The sequence below is a fragment of the Citrobacter sp. B72 genome (assembly GCF_016894305.1).
In the GTDB taxonomy this organism is placed as follows: domain Bacteria; phylum Pseudomonadota; class Gammaproteobacteria; order Enterobacterales; family Enterobacteriaceae; genus Citrobacter; species Citrobacter portucalensis.
Window position 1 is genome coordinate 1,730,320 of record NZ_CP069801.1, and the last position, 22,648, is coordinate 1,752,967.

General features: G+C 52.5%; 19 protein-coding genes. 11 read left to right on the plus strand and 8 right to left on the minus strand.

Annotated elements, in window-relative coordinates:
- Positions 1-6: 6 nt before the first annotated feature.
- Positions 7-2,505 (plus strand): trimethylamine-N-oxide reductase TorA, encoded by a 2,499-nt coding sequence (gene torA / locus JQN59_RS08120; protein WP_149607645.1) that lies wholly within the window; start codon positions 7-9, stop codon positions 2,503-2,505.
- Positions 2,495-3,127: a molecular chaperone TorD gene (gene torD / locus JQN59_RS08125; protein ID WP_128316796.1), complete on the plus strand. Its 633-nt coding sequence runs from the start codon at positions 2,495-2,497 to the stop codon at positions 3,125-3,127. Before torA ends, torD begins: the two co-directional genes overlap by 11 nt.
- Positions 3,128-3,841: 714 nt before the next feature.
- Here the strand turns inward: torD and yeiP are convergent.
- The gene (yeiP, locus tag JQN59_RS08130; RefSeq protein ID WP_003027452.1) at positions 3,842-4,414 is read right to left on the minus strand and encodes an elongation factor P-like protein YeiP; all 573 of its coding nucleotides are present in this window, start codon (positions 4,412-4,414) and stop codon (positions 3,842-3,844) included.
- Between the two features lie 157 nt (positions 4,415-4,571).
- On the opposite strand from yeiP, the gene JQN59_RS08135 reads away from it, so the two are divergent.
- Positions 4,572-4,826, plus strand: a complete 255-nt coding sequence (locus tag JQN59_RS08135; RefSeq protein ID WP_008785278.1) for a YkgJ family cysteine cluster protein — start codon at positions 4,572-4,574, stop codon at positions 4,824-4,826.
- Here the strand turns inward: JQN59_RS08135 and setB are convergent.
- Positions 4,823-6,004 carry a sugar efflux transporter SetB gene (gene setB / locus JQN59_RS08140; RefSeq protein WP_003834548.1) on the minus strand — a complete coding sequence of 394 codons (1,182 nt, stop codon included), beginning with the start codon at positions 6,002-6,004 and terminating at the stop codon, positions 4,823-4,825. The two genes, JQN59_RS08135 and setB, sit on opposite strands and share 4 nt — an antisense overlap.
- Before the next feature lie 368 nt (positions 6,005-6,372).
- Here setB and fruB point away from each other — a divergent pair, with 368 nt between their 5' ends.
- The 3 genes from fruB to fruA are packed head-to-tail and all read left to right on the plus strand — an operon-like array spanning position 6,373 to position 10,146.
- Positions 6,373-7,503: a fused PTS fructose transporter subunit IIA/HPr protein gene (fruB, locus tag JQN59_RS08145; protein WP_103014199.1), complete on the plus strand. Its 1,131-nt coding sequence runs from the start codon at positions 6,373-6,375 to the stop codon at positions 7,501-7,503.
- Complete coding sequence (fruK, locus tag JQN59_RS08150; RefSeq protein ID WP_003834544.1) at positions 7,503-8,441, plus strand: 1-phosphofructokinase; 939 nt, start codon at positions 7,503-7,505, stop codon at positions 8,439-8,441. Before fruB ends, fruK begins: the two co-directional genes overlap by 1 nt.
- Before the next feature lie 16 nt (positions 8,442-8,457).
- Positions 8,458-10,146 carry a PTS fructose transporter subunit IIBC gene (gene fruA / locus JQN59_RS08155; RefSeq protein WP_048215908.1) on the plus strand — a complete coding sequence of 563 codons (1,689 nt, stop codon included), beginning with the start codon at positions 8,458-8,460 and terminating at the stop codon, positions 10,144-10,146.
- 105 nt (positions 10,147-10,251) lie between these two features.
- On the opposite strand, the gene JQN59_RS08160 is transcribed toward fruA, so the two are convergent.
- Both JQN59_RS08160 and JQN59_RS08165 read right to left on the minus strand, forming a co-directional pair.
- Complete coding sequence (locus JQN59_RS08160; RefSeq protein WP_149608288.1) at positions 10,252-11,550, minus strand: anaerobic C4-dicarboxylate transporter; 1,299 nt, start codon at positions 11,548-11,550, stop codon at positions 10,252-10,254.
- Positions 11,551-11,625: 75 nt separating this feature from the next.
- Positions 11,626-12,345: an aspartate/glutamate racemase family protein gene (locus JQN59_RS08165; protein ID WP_048224619.1), complete on the minus strand. Its 720-nt coding sequence runs from the start codon at positions 12,343-12,345 to the stop codon at positions 11,626-11,628.
- Positions 12,346-12,442: 97 nt separating this feature from the next.
- Here JQN59_RS08165 and JQN59_RS08170 point away from each other — a divergent pair, with 97 nt between their 5' ends.
- Together JQN59_RS08170 and hypT are read left to right on the plus strand one after the other, a co-directional pair.
- A complete protein-coding gene (locus JQN59_RS08170) occupies positions 12,443-12,655 on the plus strand; it encodes a hypothetical protein (RefSeq protein ID WP_048215909.1) in 213 nt (70 codons plus the stop codon).
- Positions 12,656-12,698: 43 nt separating this feature from the next.
- On the plus strand, positions 12,699-13,610 hold the full coding sequence (hypT, locus tag JQN59_RS08175) for a hypochlorite stress DNA-binding transcriptional regulator HypT (RefSeq protein WP_020996669.1): 912 nt from the start codon (positions 12,699-12,701) through the stop codon (positions 13,608-13,610).
- 32 nt (positions 13,611-13,642) lie between these two features.
- On the opposite strand, the gene nfo is transcribed toward hypT, so the two are convergent.
- Together nfo and JQN59_RS08185 are read right to left on the minus strand one after the other, a co-directional pair.
- A complete protein-coding gene (gene nfo / locus JQN59_RS08180; RefSeq protein ID WP_032944004.1) occupies positions 13,643-14,500 on the minus strand; it encodes a deoxyribonuclease IV in 858 nt (285 codons plus the stop codon).
- Positions 14,501-14,571: 71 nt separating this feature from the next.
- Positions 14,572-15,621, minus strand: coding sequence for a YeiH family protein (locus JQN59_RS08185; RefSeq protein ID WP_008785269.1), 1,050 nt, complete (start codon positions 15,619-15,621; stop codon positions 14,572-14,574).
- Positions 15,622-15,936: 315 nt separating this feature from the next.
- Between JQN59_RS08185 and yieE the strand changes: the two genes are divergently transcribed.
- Both yieE and lysP read left to right on the plus strand, forming a co-directional pair.
- Complete coding sequence (yieE, locus tag JQN59_RS08190; RefSeq protein ID WP_003834519.1) at positions 15,937-16,818, plus strand: DNA-binding transcriptional regulator YeiE; 882 nt, start codon at positions 15,937-15,939, stop codon at positions 16,816-16,818.
- 195 nt (positions 16,819-17,013) lie between these two features.
- Entirely contained in the window at positions 17,014-18,483 is a 1,470-nt protein-coding gene (lysP, locus tag JQN59_RS08195; protein ID WP_003834517.1) for a lysine-specific permease, read from the plus strand.
- A gap of 71 nt (positions 18,484-18,554) precedes the next feature.
- Here the strand turns inward: lysP and JQN59_RS08200 are convergent, their stop codons facing one another.
- Positions 18,555-20,540, minus strand: coding sequence for a ligand-gated channel protein (locus JQN59_RS08200; RefSeq protein ID WP_003834514.1), 1,986 nt, complete (start codon positions 20,538-20,540; stop codon positions 18,555-18,557).
- Positions 20,541-20,819: 279 nt separating this feature from the next.
- Positions 20,820-21,656 (minus strand): S-formylglutathione hydrolase, encoded by an 837-nt coding sequence (gene fghA / locus JQN59_RS08205; protein WP_149608287.1) that lies wholly within the window; start codon positions 21,654-21,656, stop codon positions 20,820-20,822.
- 322 nt (positions 21,657-21,978) lie between these two features.
- Between fghA and folE the strand changes: the two genes are divergently transcribed.
- A complete protein-coding gene (gene folE, locus JQN59_RS08210) occupies positions 21,979-22,647 on the plus strand; it encodes a GTP cyclohydrolase I FolE (protein WP_003027410.1) in 669 nt (222 codons plus the stop codon).
- Position 22,648: the final 1 nt, after the last annotated feature.

Sequence of the window (22,648 nt, forward strand, 5' to 3'; positions counted from 1 at the left end):
TAATGTATGGATATTCATGACTTTAATCCGTCCCGCCGCCGTTTTCTCAACGGAATGCTGGCGGTGGGGGCTGCCAGCGCACTGGCGCCTAATCCGCTGATATCAAAAGTGTGGGCGGCGGGGGAAAATCCCGAGCAGTGGATCCAATCTGGTTCGCACTATGGCGCTTTTGAAGCCAAAGTGGTCAACGGTGAGTGGACCGAAACCCGTCCGTTCAAACATGACAAATACCCCTGCGATATGCTGAACGCGGTGCGTGAAGTGGTCTACAACCCGTCGCGGGTACGCTACCCGATGGTGCGTCTGGACTGGCTGCGTAAGCGTGAGAAGTCAGATCGCAGTCAGCGCGGAGATAACCGTTTTGTTCGGGTCAGTTGGGATCAGGCGCTGGATCTGTTTTACGAAGAGCTGGAGCGGGTGCAAAAAACCTATGGCTCATCAGGCGTATTTACCGGGCTTGCCGACTGGCAAATGGTGGGCAAATACCATAAAGCGGGCGGGGCGATGGATCGGGGACTTGGCCTGCATGGTAGCTATGTGACAACCGTCGGCGACTATTCTGCGGCAGCGGCACAGGTCATTTTACCGCATGTGATTGGTTCGCTGGAAGTTTATGAGCAGCAGACGTCGCTTCCGCTGGTGATTCAAAACAGCAATACCATCGTGCTGTGGGGCTGCGATCCGATCAAGAACTTGCAGATCGAGTTTTTGGTTCCCGATCACGATGCGTTTGGCTACTGGCAGCAGATTAAAGAGGCGGTAGCGCAGGGTAAGATGCGCGTTATCAGTGTTGATCCGGTGCGGAGCAAGTCGCAAAACTATCTTGGCTGCGAGCAGTTGGCGTTGCGGCCACAAACCGATGTCGCGTTAATGCTGGCGCTGGCGCATACCTTGTACGAAGAAAAACTGTACGACACGGCGTTTATTACCGATTACACCGTCGGCTTTGAGCAGTTTTTGCCGTATCTGCTGGGCGAAACCGATAAACAGCCGAAAAATGCCGAATGGGCGGCAGAAATCTGCGGCCTGACGGCAGAGCAGATCCGAGACTTCGCCCGCCTGTTGGTGAAAGGTCGGACACAGTTTATGGGCGGTTGGTGCGTACAACGCATGCACCATGGTGAGCAGTATCCGTGGATGCTGGTGGTGCTGGCCAGCATGGTCGGTCAAATTGGTTTGCCCGGCGGCGGGGTAGGATTTGGCTGGCACTACAACGGTGGCGGTACGGTAACATCCGCCGGGCCTGTGCTTTCTGGACTGGGAGGGATCACGAATCCCCCGCAGGCAAAGTACAACGCGGATTTTCGCGGCGCATCGGAGCATATCCCCACTTCGCGTATCGTTGACTGCCTGCTTGAGCCGGGCAAAAAGGTTGCCTTTAACGGCGAGACGTTAACCTGGCCTGACATCAAAATGGCGATCTACAGCGCGGCGAATCCATTTCATGCGCAGCAGGACAGGAATCGCATGATCGACGCGTGGAAGAAGCTGGAAACCGTGGTGGTGTTGGATCACCAATGGACCGCGTCGTGCCGATTTGCCGATATCGTCCTGCCCGTTACTACCCGCTTTGAACGTAACGATATTGAGCAGTTCGGTACGCATTCGAATAAAGGGCTGATGGCGTTGCATCAGATCGTCAAACCGCAATATGAAGCGCGACATGATTTTGATGTATTTGCCGGGCTGTGTAAGCGCTTTGACAAGGAAGCGGTGTACCGTGAAAACCGTGATGAAATGCAGTGGTTACAGGCGCTTTATGACGAAGGTGTGAAGATGGGGGCATCGCTCGGCGTCTCATTACCGGATTTCACAACGTTCTGGCAGGGGGATGGATATATTGAATATCCGCCGGGGCAGCCGTGGGTACGTCACGGTGAGTTTCGCGACCAGCCAGACCTGAATCCGCTGGGAACGCCGTCAGGTCTGATTGAAATCTACAGCAAAACCATCGCGGGCTTTGCCTATGAGGATTGTCCGGGGCATCCGGTGTGGATGGAACCCTTTGAGCGTACCCATAGCGGCAAAAAAGATAAATACCCGCTGCATCTGCAATCCTGCCATCCGGATAAACGTCTGCATTCCCAACTGTGCTCTAGCGAGGCGTTTCGTAACACCTATGCGGTTGCCGGAAGAGAGCCGCTTTATATCAGTGAACAGGATGCCACCGCTCGTGGCTTAAAAGCCGGTGATATCGCCCGCGTCTTCAACGCTCGTGGTCAGGTACTGGCTGGCGTAGTTGTCAGTCCGGATTTTTCCCCTGGCGTGATTCGTATTCATGAAGGCGCGTGGTACTCCCCGCAGGAAGGGGGGAAAGCCGGGACATTATGCACCTATGGCGACCCGAACGTGCTAAGCGCGGATATAGGTACTTCACAATTGGCCCAGGGGCCTTCAGCGCATACCGTGCTGGTGGAGGTCGAGCGTTATCAGCAGAAAGCCCCGCAGGTGACGGCATTCGGTGGTCCGCAGATTGTGAAAGAGGAGGGGACCAGTGCAGCATAAGCAAATTCATCAGCAGCGGGCAGCTGTGTACCAGTGGTTTTCGCAACTGTTATTTCGTGAGCTGGATGAAAAACAGCTTGCCAGTCTGGAAAACGGCGATAGCCAGGCTTGGATTGCCTCACTGGCGGCGGTTCCTGGAGTGTCTGCCGAGGTTAAACGTTTTGAGCATAGCCTGGGCCGGGTTTTGCGGCGCGACTCCCGACAACTGGAGCTGGCAGCAGATTTTGCCTCGCTGTTTCTGCTGGCCCCGCCAGCTAGTGTTTCTCCCTATGCAGGGCACTATCCACACACGACAGCGGCAGAAGAACGTCGGCAAATGAATGTGCTGCTGATTGAGCAAGGTCTGGCAGCGCGAGAGAATGAACCCTCCGATCATATTGCTGTGCAGTTGGCATTAATGGCGAGGATGGTTGCTAAAGAGGAGAGGCTATCGGCGCAATATTACTTTTTGCATCATCATATTCTGTGCTGGGCACCGTTATTTCGCGACGCTTGTCTGGTGCGGGATAACGAGGGGTTTTATCCTCAGACGGTGAATCTGATAGTGCGTTTTATGCAAGAGGATGAACAGTATCTGGAGTCGTTGCTGATGGATGATTTTTATTTCAGCAGCCAGCGCTGAAAATGAAAAAAGGGACAGCCTGCGCTGTAATGCCAGTCAGTTAAGCATTATGGAGAATATTTTATTGCGGCATAGGGTTCCGTTCACCTCAGCGGAGTCATTTCTCTGAAGCGCAGATACCTGTGAACGTGCAAGGGAGGCTCACCGCCGCCTCCCTTGCAACCCAGGCTCCCGGCGGGAAAATCGTCGCGATGCGATTCATTCGGCTCATGCCGTCTGCCTGTCGGGTCGGGGCCGAGCCTGCGTCCCTGCAGGCCGTCCCCTCTGCCCGCATCCCTGCGGGCAGACCCGGTCAGCCGTCAACGCCTCATCGATTTTCAGCCGGACCGGGGTCATCGCTTCAACTCTCTGATTTCCAGTTAAATCTGTTTTGCTGTTTAAACAAAAAAGTAGATGGTCAGGTGTGGCTGGTCCGGCTGAAAATTGCCGACGTGTTTCCGTAAGGCCGGGAGAACCCGCAGGGATGCGGGTTCAGGGCGCGCTTTGCAGGGACGCTACCTCGCGCCCGGCCCGATAGCCTGAAGGAAAAAGCGGAGGGTATTGCGTAGCAACAATTTTCCCGCCGGGAGCCGGGATTGTTAAGGGTACGGCGATAGTACCCTTAACACGTTCACAGGCAGTATCGTTTCAGAGAAGTGATATCACTAAAGTGAACGGAACATTTTGCCAGAGACAACATGTCATTATCTTTGGTTCACCTGTAACGACAGGAGCTTAATCTGCACGGCCCATATAGCGACGTTCTTCGATATGAATACGGATTTTTTCACCCGCACTCAGATACTCAGGAACCTGGATCACCAGACCAGTGCTCAGGGTAGCTGGCTTGTTGCGCGCACTCGCTGAAGCACCTTTAATACCCGGTGAGGTTTCAACGATTTCCAGGTCTACAGTCTGCGGCAGTTCAAGCGCCAGCAGTTGGCCGTCCCAGGTCAGTACCTGCATATCCGGCATACCGCCTTCCGGCATGAACAGCAGCTCTTCTTCAATCTGGTCTTTGGTGAAGGTATACGGGGTATAGTCTTCTTTATCCATAAAGATGTATTCGTTGCCATCGACGTAGGAAAAATCAACGCCACGACGGCTCAGAGTGACGGTATCCACGATATCGTCGCCTTTGAAGCGCTCTTCAACTTTCAGACCGGTACGCACATCAGAAAAACGCATTTTGTACAGCGTGGCAGCACCACGTGCAGACGGTGATTGAATATCGATATCTTTTACAATCAGCAGTTTGCCGTTGTAGTTCAGTACCATACCTTTTTTAATTTCGTTCGCTCTTGGCATCGAAAAAATCCTGTAGTGAGGAGTGTCTAAAATATCGCGTAAAACTACTCGCGCCGGGGCATTCAGGCAAGCGGAATTCATGCTTTTGCTGGTGCAAAAAAGGTGGTACTGTGCCCTTTCCGCACAATCCGATGGTTTACGATAAAGAGAGTACTATATGGAATGCCGTCCGGATTGTGGTGCATGCTGCACCGCGCCTTCAATCTCCAGTCCCATCCCCGGTATGCCTGATGGCAAGCCCGCTAATACGCCATGCGTTCAGTTGGATGAATCCCTGCGTTGCAAAATTTTTGCGTCGCCGCTACGACCAAAGGTGTGCGGCGGTTTACAGCCTAGTGCGGAAATGTGCGGGCGGACGACGCACCAGGCCATGGTTTATCTCATCGAGCTTGAAGCGCTAACCGCGCCTTAAACGTCCTTGATGCGTGCCAGGCACGCGACGGTGGCGACGATCATCACCAGTGCAAACCAGAACACCGCGTGATAGTTCCAAATTTCAGCGGCAATCCCCGCCAGCGATCCAGCAATAATCCAGCCCACGCGAATGGTATTCGTATAGAGGGTGGTGGCTGAACCCGCCTGTCCCGGCATCAGGTCCTGGAAATAGAGCATACCAATCCCGCCGAGAATACCGATGTAAATCGCGTTCAGCAGCTGTAAGCCAAGCAATATCGCCGGAGAGTGAGCCAGCAGCATACCAGCATAAAAGAAGAATCCGGCAACGACGGCAATTCTCATCAACAGACGTTTACCCAGACGCTTTGCAAAATAGCCAGCAATCAACATGGTTGGGATTTCCAGTCCGGCTGCGGTACCCATCATGATGCCCGCCAGTTTTTCCGGCAGATGCAGTTCGTTGATGATAAACAGCGGCATATTAATGATATAGAGACTATTGGTTCCCCACATTAATGTGCAGATAACAAACAGCAGCAACGTGTCGCGTCGATTGCGGCGCGGGGCCTCAACTGCGCCTGTCGCGAGAGGCACGTTTTTACTCATTGAGGGTAAAAACAGCCAGACCATTACGCCGCAGACAACAAACGCCACCGCCGCGCTGAGATACATCACCGTAAAGCTGAATCCCATGGCCAGCGCGTAGGCCAGCGGCGGGCCAATTACCCAGGCTAGCGAAACCTGCGCACGTAATATTGAGCTGAACATGACGGCTTCCCGACCTGTGCGGTCGGCGTGTTCACGGGCGAGAGCAAACATTTGCGGGTTGGCGGTCGATCCAAAGCTGCTGAGGAATACCCCGACAAACAGCAAGATAAAATAATTACGGTTCCAGGCGAACAGCACGCAGGCCAGCATCCCCAGCACGCAGCAAAACACAATCAGGTTCTTGCGATCGCCTTTTCTATCTGAACGTCCGGCCAGAAACTGACTTACCAGAATACCGATCACAGCGCTACCGGTAAAAAAGAACCCGACCATGCCGGGACGGGCGTGGACTTCATCCGTCAGAAAAAGGCTGAGCGTTGGCGTCTGCAACGCACCGGCGATACCCGTCAGAAATGCGACAAGCAGGAACGCCGAAGACGTTAAATCAAACGCCTTGGGTGTGGCGGCTACGGGGGTGTTATGCATGTTTTGATATCAATGATGTGAAGAGACGCGGAGTTTACGCCGCTTGTCAGAAAATAAACAGGGAGCCAAATCAAAATCGGCATCAAAAATCAAAATAGCATTTCAGTCAAAGACTGCTGTTTGCTGACGTTGCTGAATCTGACAAGCTGACGGCGTTTTTGCGTCAGCATTTTTTTCTCCTTCGCAGAGAAAATGTGCGTTATCTCTAAATTCAGCAAGTAATTTGTCAACTTTACTTGTGTGCTGAAGAAAAAAGAGCAAGACTTCTTGAAACGTTTCAGCGTCATCTTGCCTTAACTGATGGAGTCGGGTGACGCCTTTTTTCTCATGTTGGCTGAATCGTTTCAATTCAGCGGGAGAGGAGAATCATGTTCCAGTTATCTGTTCAGGATATTCACCCGGGCGAACAGGCCGGGAATAAAGAAGAGGCTATTCGCCAGGTTGCCGCTGCCTTAGTGCAGGCGGGTAACGTCGCGGAAGGCTACGTCAATGGCATGCTGGCGCGCGAACAACAGACGTCCACGTTCCTCGGCAACGGTATTGCGATTCCTCACGGTACGACGGACACGCGCGATCAGGTACTGAAAACCGGTGTGCAGGTATTTCAGTTTCCGCAAGGCGTGACCTGGGGCGAAGGGCAGGTTGCTTATGTGGCAATCGGCATCGCCGCAAGCTCTGATGAACACCTCGGTTTACTGCGTCAGCTGACACACGTGCTGAGCGATGACTCCGTTGCTGAACAGCTGAAATCTGCGACCACGGCGGAAGAACTGCGTGCGCTGCTGATGGGTGAAAAGCAAAGTGAGCAGCTGAAGCTTGATAACGAAACGCTGTCGCTGGATGTCGTGGCCAACTCGCTGGTGACGCTGCAGGCACTCAACGCGGCACGGCTGAAAGAAGTCGGTGCGGTTGACGCCACCTTTGTGGCCAGAGCAATCAATGAGCAGCCGATGAATCTTGGTCAGGGGATCTGGCTGAATGACTGTGCTGAAGGTAACGTGCGTAGCGCCGTTGCGGTCAGCCGTGCAGCAACAGCGTTCGATGTACAAGGTGAAGTTGCCGCCCTGTTGGTGACCGTCGCCATGAATGACGATCAACCGGTTGCTGTGCTGAAGCGCCTTGGCGATCTGCTGCTGAATAATAAAGCTGACCGTTTGTTGAAAGCTGATGCGGCAACGGTGCTGGCGCTGCTGACCAGCGATGATGCCTTAACTGATGATGTACTGAGCGCCGAATTTATTGTGCGCAATGAGCATGGTTTACATGCCCGCCCGGGCACCATGCTGGTGAATACGATTAAACAATTTAACAGTGAAATTACCGTGACAAATCTTGATGGAACCGGCAAGCCGGCGAATGGACGCAGTCTGATGAAAGTTGTGGCGTTAGGTGTGAAGAAAGGACATCACTTGCGCTTTACTGCACAGGGCGAAGATGCTGAACAGGCGCTGAAGGCGATTGGCGAAGCCATCGCGGCAGGTCTTGGGGAGGGCGCGTAATGAGCAGACGTGTTGCTACTATCACCCTTAACCCGGCCTACGACCTGGTGGGCTTCTGCCCGGAAATTGAACGCGGTGAAGTGAACCTGGTTAAAACCACCGGTCTGCATGCGGCAGGGAAAGGGATCAACGTCGCTAAGGTTTTGAAGGATTTAGGTATTGATGTCACTGTGGGCGGCTTCCTGGGTAAAGACAACCAGGATGGTTTTCAGCAGTTGTTCAGCGAGTTGGGCATTGCCAACCGTTTTCAGGTCGTGCAGGGCCGTACCCGTATTAACGTCAAGCTGACCGAAAAAGACGGTGAAGTATCTGACTTCAACTTCTCCGGCTTTGAAGTCACCCCGGCTGACTGGGAACGCTTTGTGAATGATTCGCTGAGCTGGCTGGGCCAGTTCGACATGGTGTGCGTCAGCGGCAGTTTGCCAACCGGCGTGAGCCCGGAAGCCTTCACCGACTGGATGACGCGCCTGCGTAGTCAGTGTCCTTGCATTATCTTTGATAGTAGTCGTGAAGCGTTGGTAGCAGGTCTGAAAGCGGCACCATGGCTGGTGAAGCCAAACCGTCGCGAACTGGAAATCTGGGCCGGTCGTAAGCTGCCGGAAATGAAAGATGTGATTGAAGCGGCGCATGCGCTGCGTGAACAGGGGATCGCTCATGTGGTGATTTCACTCGGCGCAGAAGGTGCGCTGTGGGTTAACGCCTCAGGTGAGTGGATTGCTAAACCGCCGTCAGTTGAGGTGGTCAGCACCGTCGGCGCGGGTGATTCAATGGTTGGCGGTCTGATTTACGGTCTGCTGATGCGTGAGTCCAGCGAACATACCCTGCGTCTGGCGACGGCTGTTGCCGCCCTGGCGGTAAGCCAAAGTAATGTAGGCATTACCGATCGTCCTCAGTTGGCCGCAATGATGGCGCGTGTCGACTTAAAACCGTTTAACTGACAGCAGGAGAGGCATAATGAAAACGCTGCTGATTATTGACGCTAATCTCGGCCAGGCTCGCGCTTACATGGCGAAAACCCTGCTTGGAGCGGCGGCACAGAAAGCACATCTGGAAATTATTGATAATCCGAATGATGCCGAACTGGCAATTGTTCTGGGCGATACGCTTCCTGCCGACAGTTCGCTGAACGGCAAAAAAGTCTGGCTGGGCGACATTGGTCGTGCGGTTGCGCATCCTGAACTCTTCCTCAGCGAAGCTAAAGGCCATGCAAAACCCTACAGCGCCCCGGTTGCAACAGCACCTGTGGCCAGCAGTGGTCCAAAACGCGTGGTGGCGGTGACGGCGTGTCCGACCGGTGTTGCTCATACGTTTATGGCCGCTGAAGCGATTGAAACTGAAGCGAAAAAACGTGGCTGGTGGGTGAAGGTTGAAACCCGAGGTTCTGTTGGCGCAGGTAATGCCATTACGCCGGAAGAAGTGGCTCAGGCTGATCTGGTGATTGTGGCCGCTGACATTGAAGTTGATCTGGCGAAGTTTGCCGGCAAACCGATGTACCGCACCTCTACCGGTCTTGCGTTGAAGAAAACCAAGCAGGAGCTGGACAAAGCGCTGGAAGAAGCAACACCGTACCAGCCAACCGGTAAAGCGCAGACTTCAGCAACCGAAAGTAAGAAAGAGAGCGCGGGGGCGTATCGTCACCTGCTGACGGGCGTCTCTTACATGCTGCCGATGGTGGTTGCTGGCGGTCTGTGTATTGCACTCTCGTTCGCTTTTGGTATCGAAGCGTTTAAAGAGCAGGGGACGCTGGCGGCGGCGCTGATGCAGATTGGCGGTGGTTCAGCTTTCGCGCTGATGGTGCCGGTACTGGCAGGTTATATCGCGTTTTCCATCGCTGACCGTCCGGGTCTGACGCCGGGTCTTATCGGCGGTATGCTGGCGGTAAGCACCGGTTCCGGCTTTATTGGCGGGATTATTGCTGGTTTCCTTGCCGGTTATGTGGCGAAGCTTATCAGCACGAAGCTGAAACTCCCGCAGAGTATGGAAGCGCTGAAACCGATCCTGATCATTCCGCTGTTCTCAAGCCTGGTGGTTGGTCTGGCCATGATTTACCTGATCGGCAAACCGGTGGCGGGTATTCTGGAAGGTTTGACTCACTGGCTGCAAACCATGGGTACGGCCAATGCGGTGCTGCTTGGCGCGATTCTTGGCGGCATGATGTGTACCGACATGGGTGGTCCGGTTAACAAGGCGGCGTATGCTTTCGGTGTGGGTCTGCTGAGTACGCAAACTTATGCGCCGATGGCGGCCATCATGGCTGCGGGTATGGTACCTCCGCTGGCTCTGGGTCTGGCAACGCTGGTTGCGCGTCGTAAGTTCGACAAAGCGCAGCAGGAAGGCGGCAAAGCTGCCCTGGTACTGGGCCTGTGCTTTATCACCGAAGGGGCAATCCCGTTCGCTGCCCGTGACCCAATGCGCGTTCTGCCTTGCTGTATCGTTGGTGGTGCGATTACCGGGGCTATCTCGATGGCGGTGGGTGCGAAGCTGATGGCGCCACACGGCGGGCTGTTTGTCCTGTTAATCCCAGGCGCAATCACGCCGGTGTTGGGATACCTGCTGGCAATTATTGCTGGTACGCTGGTAGCCGGTCTCTCCTACGCGGTGCTGAAGCGCCCGGAAGCTGAGGTTGTGGCAAAGGCGGCCTGATTTAACGTCAATAGCAGGGGCAGAGAATTCTCTGCCCCTTTTTTATGCATTTACCTATACGTTGCAGCATCGCCACAATAATCCATCCAGCCTTAATAAAACGGGTCAGGCAATCATTGGCGCGATGATAAAACCAAAGGCAACGCCAGCAATGATCCCACCCAGACCTGGCAGCATAAACGGATGGTTTAAGACATACTTGCCCACGCGCGTTGTCCCTGTGGTGTCGAACTCCATTGCCGCCAGCGAAGTCGGGTATGTTGGTAGAACAAACACCCCGGTTACCGCCACATAGGAGGCCAGAATTGCCCATGTAGGCACGCCGAGCGCAACGGCCAGAGGGATGATTAGCGGCGTGGTGGCGCCTTGCGAGTAAAGAAGCGCGCAGGTACCAAACAGCACCAGTGCCAACAGCATGGGGTAAGCCCGTAGAATATCGCCTGCGATATCCTTAATCTCCGCTAAGTGGGCATCAATGAAGGTCGTTCCCAGTGTAACAATCCCGAGAATGACCGCCAGTGAACTCATCCCCGATCGAAACGTGGATGTCAGGACAATAGCATCGGTTGATGTTTTGCATAACACCACCATCAGGCAAGCGGCAGCCAGCATACAGATAATGATGATATCCCGGGTATTCATTGGGTTGCCTGCATCGAATCCAGGGCGTAGCTGCGGGCAGGCGGCAAGAATAACGATGACGACCGTTGCCAGCATAAACAGGGCGACTGAGAGTTTGGCACCCGGCGTGGTGCTGTTTTGCCCTTCATATTTACGCACTAATCCTTTTTGCAGGCGTTCCAGATAGACTTCATCATCCTGTAGCTCGCATCCCTGACGTGAGGCGATAAAAGCGGCAACCATCGCGGAGACAAAAGAAGCTGGCAGACATACAGCCATGACCTGAATAAAAGTGATACCGTTGCCTTCCATAATGGTCAGCATAGCCGCCATTGCGGCACTGATCGGCGAACCGGATATCGCCACCTGGGAGGCGACTACGGATCCGGCGAGCGTACGAGAAGGGCGGATACCGGACTCTTTGGCGACTTCGGCAATCACTGGCAGGGTAGAAAATACAATGAACCCTGTTCCGGCCATAATGGTCATCGACCAGGTGATAATCGGTGCAATAATATTGATATATTTAGGGTTACGCCGCATGAAATTACCGGCAACGCGAACCAGATAATCCATACCTCCTGCGGCCTGTAGCGCCGATGCTGCCACGACAACTGTCATAATAATGAGGATAACGTCAACGGGTGGCGAGCCAATTTGCAGATCAAATCCCAACGTTAAAATAGCCAGCCCCAGACCACCGCATAAACCGATACCTATTCCGCCGAGGCGGATACCAAAAAATATTGCACCCAACACGACGATAATTTCTAACCAAACCATAATGGCCTCCGCCAGAGAATAATTTGTTATTAAAATAAGTTGTTGTTTAATGCTTTATTAATCTGGTGACGGCTGTTATTGCGCCAGAAGATGATGTTTGCCAACTCGTTTTTCGTACCATTTAATACCGGCGCGAACTAATGATCCGGTTGAGTCAATATATTTATCTGGATACTTTCTGACTGCGTCGGCAAGAATGACGGGGACTTCAGTACATCCCAGTACAATGATTTGTGCGCCGCGTGAGAAGAGCACTTCAGCCTGTTCATTCATCAGCGTTTGTGCCCGCTTAAGGTCGCCAGCTTTTAAGCAATAAATACTTTCCATGACCTTATCCTGACCGGATGAATCAGGACTGATGCAGGTTAAACCAAGAGATTCTATGCCTTTTTGGTAGAGTCCCATGTAAAGGGTGGCGTTAGTAGCAAGTAAACCGATACGTGATTTTCCGCAGTTTTTGACCTCATTCATGGTTGTTTCAACGATACTGAGTAACTCTGTATGACAGCACTCTTTTAATTCATTAAACCAAAAGTGGGCGGTATTACAGGGGATCACAATACACTCCGCACCAGCATCTTCCAGTTTGTGCATATAATCACGCATTGCCGGAAGTGGGGAATGACCATGATGCATTAACGCATCAGTTCGGTCTGGAATATCAGGGATGGATGAAATAATTAATGGGATATGTTCCTGATCGCGTTGCGCTGCGGTAAAGGTGACGAATTTATTAAAAAGATCGACGGTTGCAGCAGGCCCCATACCACCAAGTACGCCAATTAAACCTTTCACGATATATACCTCTAATTTACCGATATTTAATATTCATAGCTGGTGTCTATCTGGTGCTTATGTTTAACAGCAGAGTGTCGTGAGGAGAAATGCAATAATGTTTGGTTCAATGCAAAAAACGCATGAGCGTGATGTCTTTTACCACCTCGGCAGGCCGGTAATCAGCCAGAGGCCCGTCATTCAGCGGTGGATGAGCGGTCGTGGTCGATGGGTAAAGAAACATGTTAATGTCAAAAACGAAGGTATTATGCAAAAAACGAATCACCAGATGCTGATGTTGAATATCATCTCCGGGAATATTCAGGCATGATGCTTAAGACTAATCGACATATTTAAACATCCGCGTGACAGGCATGAAAAATATCGAGACAAAATGGTTATATGATTTTCTGACGCTGGAAGCGTGTCGTCATTTTTCTCAGGCCGCAGAGGAGCGCAACCTATCCCAACCGGCATTTAGTCGGCGGATCAAGGCGCTAGAATCCGCTGTTGGGGTGCTGCTGTTTGACCGTACGACAAGTCCACTGCAGCTGACGGAGGAGGGTAAGTTATTCCATTCGCAGACCCGTAGCCTGCTACAACAGCTGGAATGCAATTTAGATGAGCTAAGTGGTCACAACCTGCTTGGCGTTCCCAATATCAAAATAGCGGCGGCACATTCTCTGTCGCTGACGATGTTGCCCAGATTAGTACATTCAATGTCGGCATGGGGCGAAGAATTTGTTTACCACGTCGAAGCGATTGATGTAGTCCAGGCGGTGAATACGCTGCGCGAGGGGAAAAGTGATTTTATTATCTCCTTTCGCGATGAAGACTTAATGCAGTCGCCTTTCTGCGGCTTGAAGGTTTTTGAGTCTGAGCTGTATCCCGTCTGTGCTGCGGATGCACAGGGTAAGGCGTTGTTTGATATCTATCAGCCGCAGGTGCCGATTCTGAACTATACCAGCACTTCCTACATGGGAAGATTGGTTAACCGTCACCTGGCGGAGGTGGGCAGTATTTCAGCGCGTACGCTGTTTATGTCTTCGATGAGTGAGCTATTGAAGAATATGGCATTGGATGGTCATGGTATCGCCTGGCTGCCAGCGTGGACGATCGTGAACGAACTACGGGATAAGCGCCTGGTTTGTCTGGACACGCCGGAGTTGATGGTGCCAATTCAGGCCTATATTTACCGAATGGATACCCGTTTGAATAAAACGGCAGAGCATTTCTGGCGGATTTTGTACAACCATATGCCAGAGGATCTGGTTACGCTCACTTGATACGCGCCAGCTTGTCTGGCGCGCGGAGATCGTTACGCCACTGCTTTTTCTGTTTGCTGGGCTTTCAGCCAGGCGATCTCTTCGGCCCATATATCCGGATTAATGGTTTCCAGTACCAGCGGAATACCGTCAAAACGATTATCCTGCATAATCCAACGGAAGGCATCATGGCCAATATTACCTTCACCCAGGCTGTGATGACGGTCAACGCGACTGCCAAACGCGCTCTTGGCGTCGTTCAGGTGCATACCGCGTAGATACTTGAAACCGACAATGCGTTCAAATTCCGCAAACGTCTTTTCGCACTCTTCTGCGGAACGCAAATCGTAACCCGCCGCGAAAGCGTGGCAGGTATCAATACAAACGCCAACACGGGACTTATCTTCGACGCCGTCGATAATGGCGGCCAGGTGCTCAAACTTGAATCCCAGATTACTACCTTGTCCGGCGGTATTTTCGATAACTGCCGTAACGCCCTGGGTCTGAGCGAGGACGATGTTGATGGATTCGGCAATGCGCGCCAGACATTCATCTTCCGGGATCTGCATCAAATGGCTGCCCGGGTGAAAGTTCAGCAGGGATAAGCCAAGCAGTTCACAGCGTTGCATTTCATCAAGAAACGCATCACGCGATTTTTCCAGCGCATCGCTGACCGGGTGACCGAGGTTAATCAGATAACTATCGTGAGGCAGTATTTGTGCGGAGGTGTAGTGGTACTTCTCGCAGGCAGATTTGAAATCATCAATGATTTCGGTGGTTAGCGGCGCAGCACGCCACTGGCGCTGATTCTTGGTGAACAGGGCGAATGCGGTCGCTTCGATTTCTGCGGCTCGAATAGCGGCGTTAGCCAGACCGCCAGCGGCGCTTACGTGCGCTCCGATGTATTTCATAAATTTAACCCGCCATACTCAAATACAAAAAGGGAGAGTATAGCGGGTTAATGGAGGTGAGTCGTGATCGTTTATGCCATCAGGGCGTGGACAGCGACGTTAATCGCACCACCACCGACAATCAGCCAGACAAACAGCAGCAGGGCCATCAGTAACGGTTTGGCACCGGCTTTTTTCAGTGCGCTAACGTGAGTGGTTAACCCCAGTGCAGCCATTGCCATTGCCAGCAAAATGGTATCCAGCGTTACCAGCATGTTCACAACCGACTGCGGCAGCAGGTGGAACGAGTTAAAAATCGCGACCACAATGAACAGGATGGCAAACCATGGAATAGTGATTTTGCTTTTCTCACCGCCCGTAGCCGGAGACAACTGTTTAACGCGTGCAGCCAGGAGGATGAGGAACGGTGCCAGCATCATGACACGCAGCATTTTGGCAATAACCGCGGCGTTTTCTGCATCCGGGTTAATGGCGTGCCCGGCAGCCACTACCTGTGCTACTTCATGCATGGTGGAACCAATGTAAATGCCGTAGGTTTCTGGGCTAAACCAGTGTGCCAGCAGCGGATACATTGCCGGATACAGGAAGATAGCGATAGTACCGAAGATCACCACGGTGGCGACAGCGACGGTTACCTTACTGGCTTCCGCTTTCACTACCGGCTCGGTTGCCAGCACGGCGGCGGCCCCACAAATGCTGCTCCCCGCACCAATCAGCCAACTGGTGTGGCGGTCCAGACCAAACACTTTCTGCCCCAGGAAGCAGGCAATCAAAAAGGTACTGCTCAGCGTTAACACATCAATCACGATACCGCTGACGCCGACGTCAGCAATTTGCGCGAAGGTGAGGCGGAAGCCGTAGAGGATGATCCCCAAACGTAATAAATGTTGTTTAGCAAACAGCACGCCGCCGTCACAGCTTTTCCAGATGTGCGGATAGACGGTGTTGCCGAGGACCATCCCCAACAAGATTGCTAAGGTGAGGGCGCTGAACCCGGCACCTGCGACGGCGGGAATAGATCCACCCCATAAGGCGACCCCAGTGATAACTGCACTCAGGGCAAGCCCCGGAATAAAATGCCACGCTGTACGACGATGAGTCTGCAAGGTGAGTTCTGTCATATCCTTCTCCTTTATCTGGGTAAAAGAGTACGGCGAAGTGGTTTAAAAATAAAATTGATTATATATTTATAATTAATCTATATAAGTGGTATACCCGTCATACTTCAAGTTGCATGTGCGTTGGCTGCGCTCGTTCACCCCAGTCACGTACTTAAGTACGCTCCCGGGGATTAATGAGGGACATCCATGTCCCTCACCAGAGGCCAGCCTTTGGCTGGTCAAATTCGTTCCTGACGAATTTGTCTCTCTCTTGCCGCCTTCCTGCAACTCGAATTATTTAGGGTATAAGTAACGGATATCCGGTGGAAAACGACTATGCATATCACCTTGCGACAACTTGAAGTGTTTGCTGAGGTACTAAAAAGCGGTTCAACGACCCAGGCGTCTGTCATGCTGGCATTGTCGCAATCGGCGGTGAGTGCGGCACTTACCGATCTGGAAGGGCAACTCGGCGTGCAACTGTTTGACCGCGTCGGCAAACGGCTAGTGGTCAATGAGCACGGGCGTTTGCTCTACCCACGAGCGTTGGCGTTACTTGAGCAAACGACCGAAATCGAGCAGCTTTTTCGCGAAGATAATGGTGCCATTCGGGTCTATGCCAGTAGCACCATTGGTAACTATATCTTGCCTGCTATGATCGCCCGCTATCGGCAGGATTTTCCTGATTTGCCGCTCGAGCTGAGCGTGGGTAACAGTCAGGATGTGATCAATGCTGTGCTTGATTTTCGGGTAGACATTGGGCTGATCGAAGGGCCGTGTCACAGTACTGAAATTATCTCTGAACCGTGGCTGGAAGACGAGCTGGTGGTGTTTGCCGCACCGTCGTCACCGCTCACAAAGGGGCCTGTTACGCTGGAACAGCTGGCGGCTTCGCCGTGGATCCTGCGTGAGCGAGGATCCGGTACGCGTGAACTGGTGGATTACCTGCTGTTGTCTCATCTGCCGAGATTTCAGATGGCAATGGAGTTGGGTAACTCAGAGGCCATTAAGCATGCGGTACGTCATGGTCTCGGGATCAGCTGCTTGTCGCGTCGGGTCATTGCGGAGCAGCTGCAGGCGGGAACGCTGAGCGAAGTTCCCGTGCCGCTGCCGCGTTTAGTCCGCACTCTCTGGCGCGTGCATCACAGGCAAAAACACATCTCCAATGCCATTACGCGATTTTTGCATTACAGCGACCAGGTCGAGCTGGGCGAATAGGGCGCTTACAGTCGTAAGGTCATCTCTTTATAGAACGGCGGTTATATCTTAACCGCTGTGCGCCGCAAATTTTCTGCTTTACTTATAATCCGCGGCCAGTCATGAAGGTCTCTTATAACAGCGTATTTGTGCCGGAAGAATGCCATTTCGTCTGCTACAATCGCGCCTCATTTTTTGGATGGATAGCATTTTCACATGGTTTCCGAAACTAAAACCACAGAAGCGCCCACGCTACGTCGTGAACTGAAGGCGCGTCACCTGACGATGATTGCCATTGGAGGCTCCATCGGTACAGGTCTTTTCGTTGCATCTGGTGCAACTATTTCTGCAGCGGGTCCAGGCGGCGCGTTGTTCTCTTATATTCTGATCGGTCTGATGGTGTACTTCCTGATGACCAGCCTCGGTGAACTGGCTGCCTATATGCCGGTTTCCGGCTCGTTTTCCACCTACGGTCAGAACTATGTAGAAGAGGGCTTTGGCTTCGCGCTGGGCTGGAACTACTGGTACAACTGGGCGGTAACGATTGCCGTTGACCTGGTGGCCGCACAGCTGGTGATGAGCTGGTGGTTCCCGGACACGCCGGGCTGGATCTGGAGTGCGCTGTTCCTCGGCGTTATCTTCCTGCTGAACTACATTTCCGTTCGCGGGTTTGGTGAAGCGGAATATTGGTTCTCACTGATCAAAGTTACCACCGTCATTATCTTCATCGTGGTTGGTGTGATGATGATTTTCGGTATCTTCAAAGGCGCTCAGCCGGTGGGCTGGAGCAACTGGACGACCGGTGATGCACCGTTTGCCGGTGGTTTTGCTGCGATGATTGGCGTGGCGATGATCGTTGGCTTCTCCTTCCAGGGGACAGAGCTTATCGGTATCGCGGCTGGCGAATCTGAAGATCCTGAAAAGAACATTCCACGTGCGGTACGTCAGGTATTCTGGCGAATCCTGCTGTTCTATGTGTTCGCGATTTTGATTATCAGCCTGATCATTCCGTACACCGATCCAAGCCTGCTGCGTAACGATGTAAAAGACATCAGCGTTAGCCCGTTCACGCTGGTATTCCAGCATGCGGGTCTGCTGTCTGCGGCAGCGGTGATGAACGCAGTTATCCTGACGGCGGTGCTGTCGGCAGGTAACTCCGGGATGTACGCCTCCACGCGTATGCTTTATACCCTGGCATGTGACGGTAAAGCACCGCGTATTTTCGGTAAACTGTCTCGTGGCGGCGTACCGCGTAACGCGCTGTATGCGACCACCGTGGTGGCGGGGCTGTGCTTCCTGACTTCAATGTTTGGCAACCAGACCGTGTATCTGTGGCTGCTGAATACTTCCGGGATGACGGGCTTTATCGCCTGGCTGGGGATTGCTATTAGCCACTATCGCTTCCGTCGCGGTTATGTGCTTCAGGGTCACGATGTGAAGGATCTGCCGTACCGTTCTGGCTTCTTCCCGCTGGGTCCGATCTTCGCCTTTGTGCTGTGCCTGATTATCACCCTGGGTCAGAACTACGAAGCGTTCCTGAAAGACAGCATTGACTGGGGCGGCGTGATGGCTACCTATATCGGTATCCCGCTGTTCCTGATTATCTGGTTTGGCTATAAGCTGACCAAAGGAACCCGTTTTGTTCGCTACAGCGAAATGAAATTCCCGGGTCGCGTGAAGAAGTAATTCTTAACCAGATACGGCAGAAAAACAAAACCCCGGCATGATGAGTGCCGGGGTTTTTTATTGCGCCTAACTTAGAAGCTGTAAGTCATGCCAACCGTGTAACGACGTCCATCAAGGACGGTGTCGTAGGTATCGTAATCGATTTGTTTATCCAGCACGTTATACACGCCAGCGGTCATCAACAGATCCTTGGTAGCATAGTAACGTAAACCAACGTCGACCTGAGTATAGGACGGGGTGCCCTGTGCCATAGAGGTTCGGCTCAGGTATTCAGACGTTTTCCCGCGCAGATTCAGACGGCTCCAGAAACCGAGATCCTGCGTAGCCTGCCAGTCCAGCGTCGTGTTAAACATATGCTTCGGCATTTTGTTCAACGGCTGGCCAGAAAACTGACCGCTTTTCTGCTCAGATTCCGTGTAGGTGTAGTTCGCAGTCCAGTTGACGTCAGAGGTTATTTTCCAGCCGAAGGTGGATTCTACGCCGCGCATATTGGCTTTATCGACGTTAACGCGATCGCTGACGAAGTCATAATGGGTGCCGCCGATGGTGCAGGCCGGATCGGAACTGCTGTTACAACGGCGAACTTCGGTGATTTTGTTTTTAAAGTCGGTATTGAACAGCGTAACGCCTGCGTTGAGGTCGTTGCCGTTATCCCACAGTAAACCGATCTCTTCGCTGAGGCTTTTCTCTGGCTTCAGATCCGGGTTGCCGACAATGATTCCGTTCAGACGACCACCGCCGGTAACCTGTCCCCAACTGGCAGAAGACTGGCGCAGATCCGGTGCACGATAGCCCGCGGAAACGCCACCTTTTAAGGTCCACTGATCGCTCAGATGCCATACGCCATAGCCGCGCGGCGTCCAGTTGTCACCGTAGTTTTCATCCTTATCCATACGCAGACCGCCGGTCAGCGTGAAGGTATCGGTAACGGCCCATTCATCTTCAGCAAACAGCGCCCAGCTCCAGCGGGTCAGTTTGTTCAGTCCATCAGCCGCTTGCAGCTGGTTGCCGTTATCGCGTAGTTTTTCATAACGGTATTGCCCGCCTAGCGTCAGGGTGTGTGCCCCAAGGAAGACCTGGTTCTGGTTATTGAAAATCGTGTTGTAAGACTTCATCTGGCGACCGGGGTTATCGGTCTCTTCCTGCTGGACATAACTGGTGGAGTTGAAGTCGTCGTAATAACCGCTGTGGGTTATTGAGTACGTGGTGTGCACATACTTGTTTTCGCTTTTACTGTTGGGCTTACAGCTTCCGTTACGGCAGTTTTCCTCTGCCATGGATTTGCCTGGCGTACTGTCGCGATCCTGCAATTCACGTGCGTAATCGAAATCGATGTCGTTTTTATCATCTGGCGTAAAGTTCAGGGTTAATCCCCCGCTACGCATACGCTGTTCATTGTAGCCATTTACGATTTCATCTTCTGCGCGGTGGGAGAATAATCCGGTCACCTTCGCGCCAAGTAATCCGTCAATCAGTGGTCCAGACGCATAGGCGTTGGTCTGGTAAATATCGCCGGAGTCTCTGTCTTCCTGGAAAGTGGCATCGCCGTGCAAAGAGCCGGTCCAGGCTTTAGTATTCGACACTTTTTTGGTGATGACGTTAATAACGCCACCCATCGCATCGGAGCCGTAAAGCGATGACATTGGGCCACGGATGACTTCGATACGCTCGATGGATTCCAGCGGCGGTAACCAGCCTTGTTCAATACCTGAGTTATCGCTGTTAGGTCGTGTACCGCGGGTGCTGATGCGTTTACCGTTGACCAGGAAGAGCGTGTATTGCGAAGCCATACCGCGAATACTGATATCGCTGCTGCTCCCCCCGCCAGTGACGACGACGCCAGGGACATCTTTTAGCGCATCGGTGACATCTCGATAGGCTTTGTCCTCAATCTGCTGCTTGGTAATAACAGATATTGAAGCCGGGGCATCCTGAATTTTCTGCTCGAAACCGGTAGCGGTAACGACCACGGTGTCTTGTTCAGCGGCATGGCCGAGTGATGGGAGGCAGGCGACGCATACTGCGGCAGCTACAGCCTTAACGTGAGGTATAGTCATTTGTATCATTCCATTTAAATGAATCAAACTGCGCGTCATGTGAAAGGCCATGACAATTGTATGTATTTGTCTTTTAAGGACTCTTTTCAGTAAAGAAGCGGGGGGATTGTACAAAAGTATGAATATTTGTAAACACAAATGATAATAGAAATCATTTGTGTTTGATATGGTTTGGAGTGAAATGCTTTTTTAATCAATAAGATAGTGGGGGAAGAAAAAAGGAGAAAAAGTGAAGGAATGATGGAGAAATGAAGAGGGCTTCCGCCCTCAACTCAGGAATTACTTCAGCAAATACTGGGCGTGGAAGCGCAGGTGATCCTCAATAAACGACGCAATAAAGTAATAGCTGTGGTCGTAACCAGGCTGGATGCGTAGCGTCATTGGCCATGCGGTCTGACGGGCAGTTTCGGCCAGTACCGCGGGCTGCAACTGATCGGCAAGAAACTGATCGCTGTCTCCCTGATCGATTAACGTCGGAATCGCGTCTGCGGGTTTGCTGGCCAGCATTAACGCGCAGCTATCCCACTCTGCCCACTGTGTTTTATCTTCGCCCAGATAAGCGCTAAAAGCCTTCTCACCCCACGGAACACGACAAGGGTTTACGATCGGCGCAAAGGCGGAAACGCTGGTGTATCTCCCGGGATTTTTCAGCGCCATAATTAATGCGCCGTGGCCGCCCATGGAGTGTCCGCTGATGGCGCAGCGATCGCTGACGTTAAACTGCGACTGAATCAGTGCCGGAAGCTCATCACGCAGATAGTCATACATACGAAAATGCGTTGCCCACGGCTGCTGGGTGGCATTGAGGTAAAATCCGGCCCCTTGACCTAAATCGTAGCCATCATCGTTGGCAACCTGCTCGCCGCGCGGGCTGGTGTCCGGCATCACGAGAACAATACCCAGCTCAGCTGCAATGCGCTGCGCGCCTGCTTTGGTGGTGAAGTTTTCATCATTACAGGTCAGGCCCGACAGCCAGTACAGCACCGGAGGCGCGGCGTTATCACGGGGTGGTGGAAGAAAAATACTGAAGGTCATGGCGCAATTTAACGTGGCGGAGTCGTGACGCCAGCGTTGCTGCCAGCCTTCAAAATAGCGGTGCTCTTCAAGCATTTCCATGCGTGGCTCCTTGTTGTGTTGAACCTGAATGTGTTTGCGAACTCATCATAATACAGATTATTCATAGCACTGTGAGTAACTTTCACTTCCGCATTGAACAAACATACTTCATCATCTATATAACTTTACATTAACACTCGACGTCACCGGGCTGAACGACAAGTGAAATCCGCAACGCTGAAAGGCTGTGCCAATTTCAATAATTATCACGGTGAATACTGGATTATGTGCGCCGCCTCACGCACAATGTTCTGGCTGTGACACAGCCTAAAAACTTTGCCCCATGCAGGGCAGAGGCGCCCCACCTGCAGGAGAAGAAGAAATGTCATCACTCAGTAAAGAAGCGGCACTGGTTCATGAAGCGCTGGTTGCGCGTGGTCTCGAAACCCCGCTGCGCCCGCCCGTGCAAGAGATGGATAACGAAACACGCAAACGTCTTATCTCTGGCCATATGACCGAGATTATGCAATTGCTCAATCTCGATTTGAGCGATGACAGTCTGATGGAAACTCCGCATCGCATTGCGAAAATGTATGTCGATGAGATTTTCTCCGGCCTCGATTACGCCAACTTCCCGAAAATCACCGTCATTGAAAACAAAATGAAGGTGGACGAGATGGTCACGGTTCGCGATATCACGCTGACCAGCACCTGCGAACACCACTTTGTCACTATCGATGGCAAAGCGACGGTGGCGTATATTCCGAAAGATTCGGTCATTGGTCTGTCGAAGATTAACCGCATTGTGCAGTTCTTTGCGCAGCGTCCGCAGGTACAGGAACGTCTGACCCAGCAAATTCTCACCGCGCTGCAAACGCTGCTCGGGACGAATAATGTGGCGGTATCGATTGATGCGGTGCATTACTGTGTGAAAGCGCGCGGCATTCGTGATGCGACCAGTGCGACCACCACCACTTCTCTTGGCGGATTGTTTAAGTCCAGCCAGAACACGCGTCAGGAATTTCTGCGCGCAGTACGTCATCACAACTGAT

Excerpts from the sequence above, each read along its gene's own strand:
- torA (WP_149607645.1), top strand. The coding sequence starts at position 7 with ATGGATATTCATGACTTTAATCCGTCCCGCCGCCGTTTTCTCAACGGA.
- yeiP (WP_003027452.1), bottom strand. The coding sequence starts at position 4,414 with ATGCCAAGAGCGAACGAAATTAAAAAAGGTATGGTACTGAACTACAAC.
- JQN59_RS08135 (WP_008785278.1), top strand. The coding sequence starts at position 4,572 with ATGGAATGCCGTCCGGATTGTGGTGCATGCTGCACCGCGCCTTCAATC.
- setB (WP_003834548.1), bottom strand. The coding sequence starts at position 6,004 with ATGCATAACACCCCCGTAGCCGCCACACCCAAGGCGTTTGATTTAACG.
- fruB (WP_103014199.1), top strand. The coding sequence starts at position 6,373 with ATGTTCCAGTTATCTGTTCAGGATATTCACCCGGGCGAACAGGCCGGG.
- fruK (WP_003834544.1), top strand. The coding sequence starts at position 7,503 with ATGAGCAGACGTGTTGCTACTATCACCCTTAACCCGGCCTACGACCTG.
- fruA (WP_048215908.1), top strand. The coding sequence starts at position 8,458 with ATGAAAACGCTGCTGATTATTGACGCTAATCTCGGCCAGGCTCGCGCT.
- JQN59_RS08160 (WP_149608288.1), bottom strand. The coding sequence starts at position 11,550 with ATGGTTTGGTTAGAAATTATCGTCGTGTTGGGTGCAATATTTTTTGGT.
- JQN59_RS08170 (WP_048215909.1), top strand. The coding sequence starts at position 12,443 with ATGTTTGGTTCAATGCAAAAAACGCATGAGCGTGATGTCTTTTACCAC.
- hypT (WP_020996669.1), top strand. The coding sequence starts at position 12,699 with ATGAAAAATATCGAGACAAAATGGTTATATGATTTTCTGACGCTGGAA.
- nfo (WP_032944004.1), bottom strand. The coding sequence starts at position 14,500 with ATGAAATACATCGGAGCGCACGTAAGCGCCGCTGGCGGTCTGGCTAAC.
- JQN59_RS08185 (WP_008785269.1), bottom strand. The coding sequence starts at position 15,621 with ATGACAGAACTCACCTTGCAGACTCATCGTCGTACAGCGTGGCATTTT.
- yieE (WP_003834519.1), top strand. The coding sequence starts at position 15,937 with ATGCATATCACCTTGCGACAACTTGAAGTGTTTGCTGAGGTACTAAAA.
- lysP (WP_003834517.1), top strand. The coding sequence starts at position 17,014 with ATGGTTTCCGAAACTAAAACCACAGAAGCGCCCACGCTACGTCGTGAA.
- JQN59_RS08200 (WP_003834514.1), bottom strand. The coding sequence starts at position 20,540 with ATGACTATACCTCACGTTAAGGCTGTAGCTGCCGCAGTATGCGTCGCC.
- fghA (WP_149608287.1), bottom strand. The coding sequence starts at position 21,656 with ATGGAAATGCTTGAAGAGCACCGCTATTTTGAAGGCTGGCAGCAACGC.
- folE (WP_003027410.1), top strand. The coding sequence starts at position 21,979 with ATGTCATCACTCAGTAAAGAAGCGGCACTGGTTCATGAAGCGCTGGTT.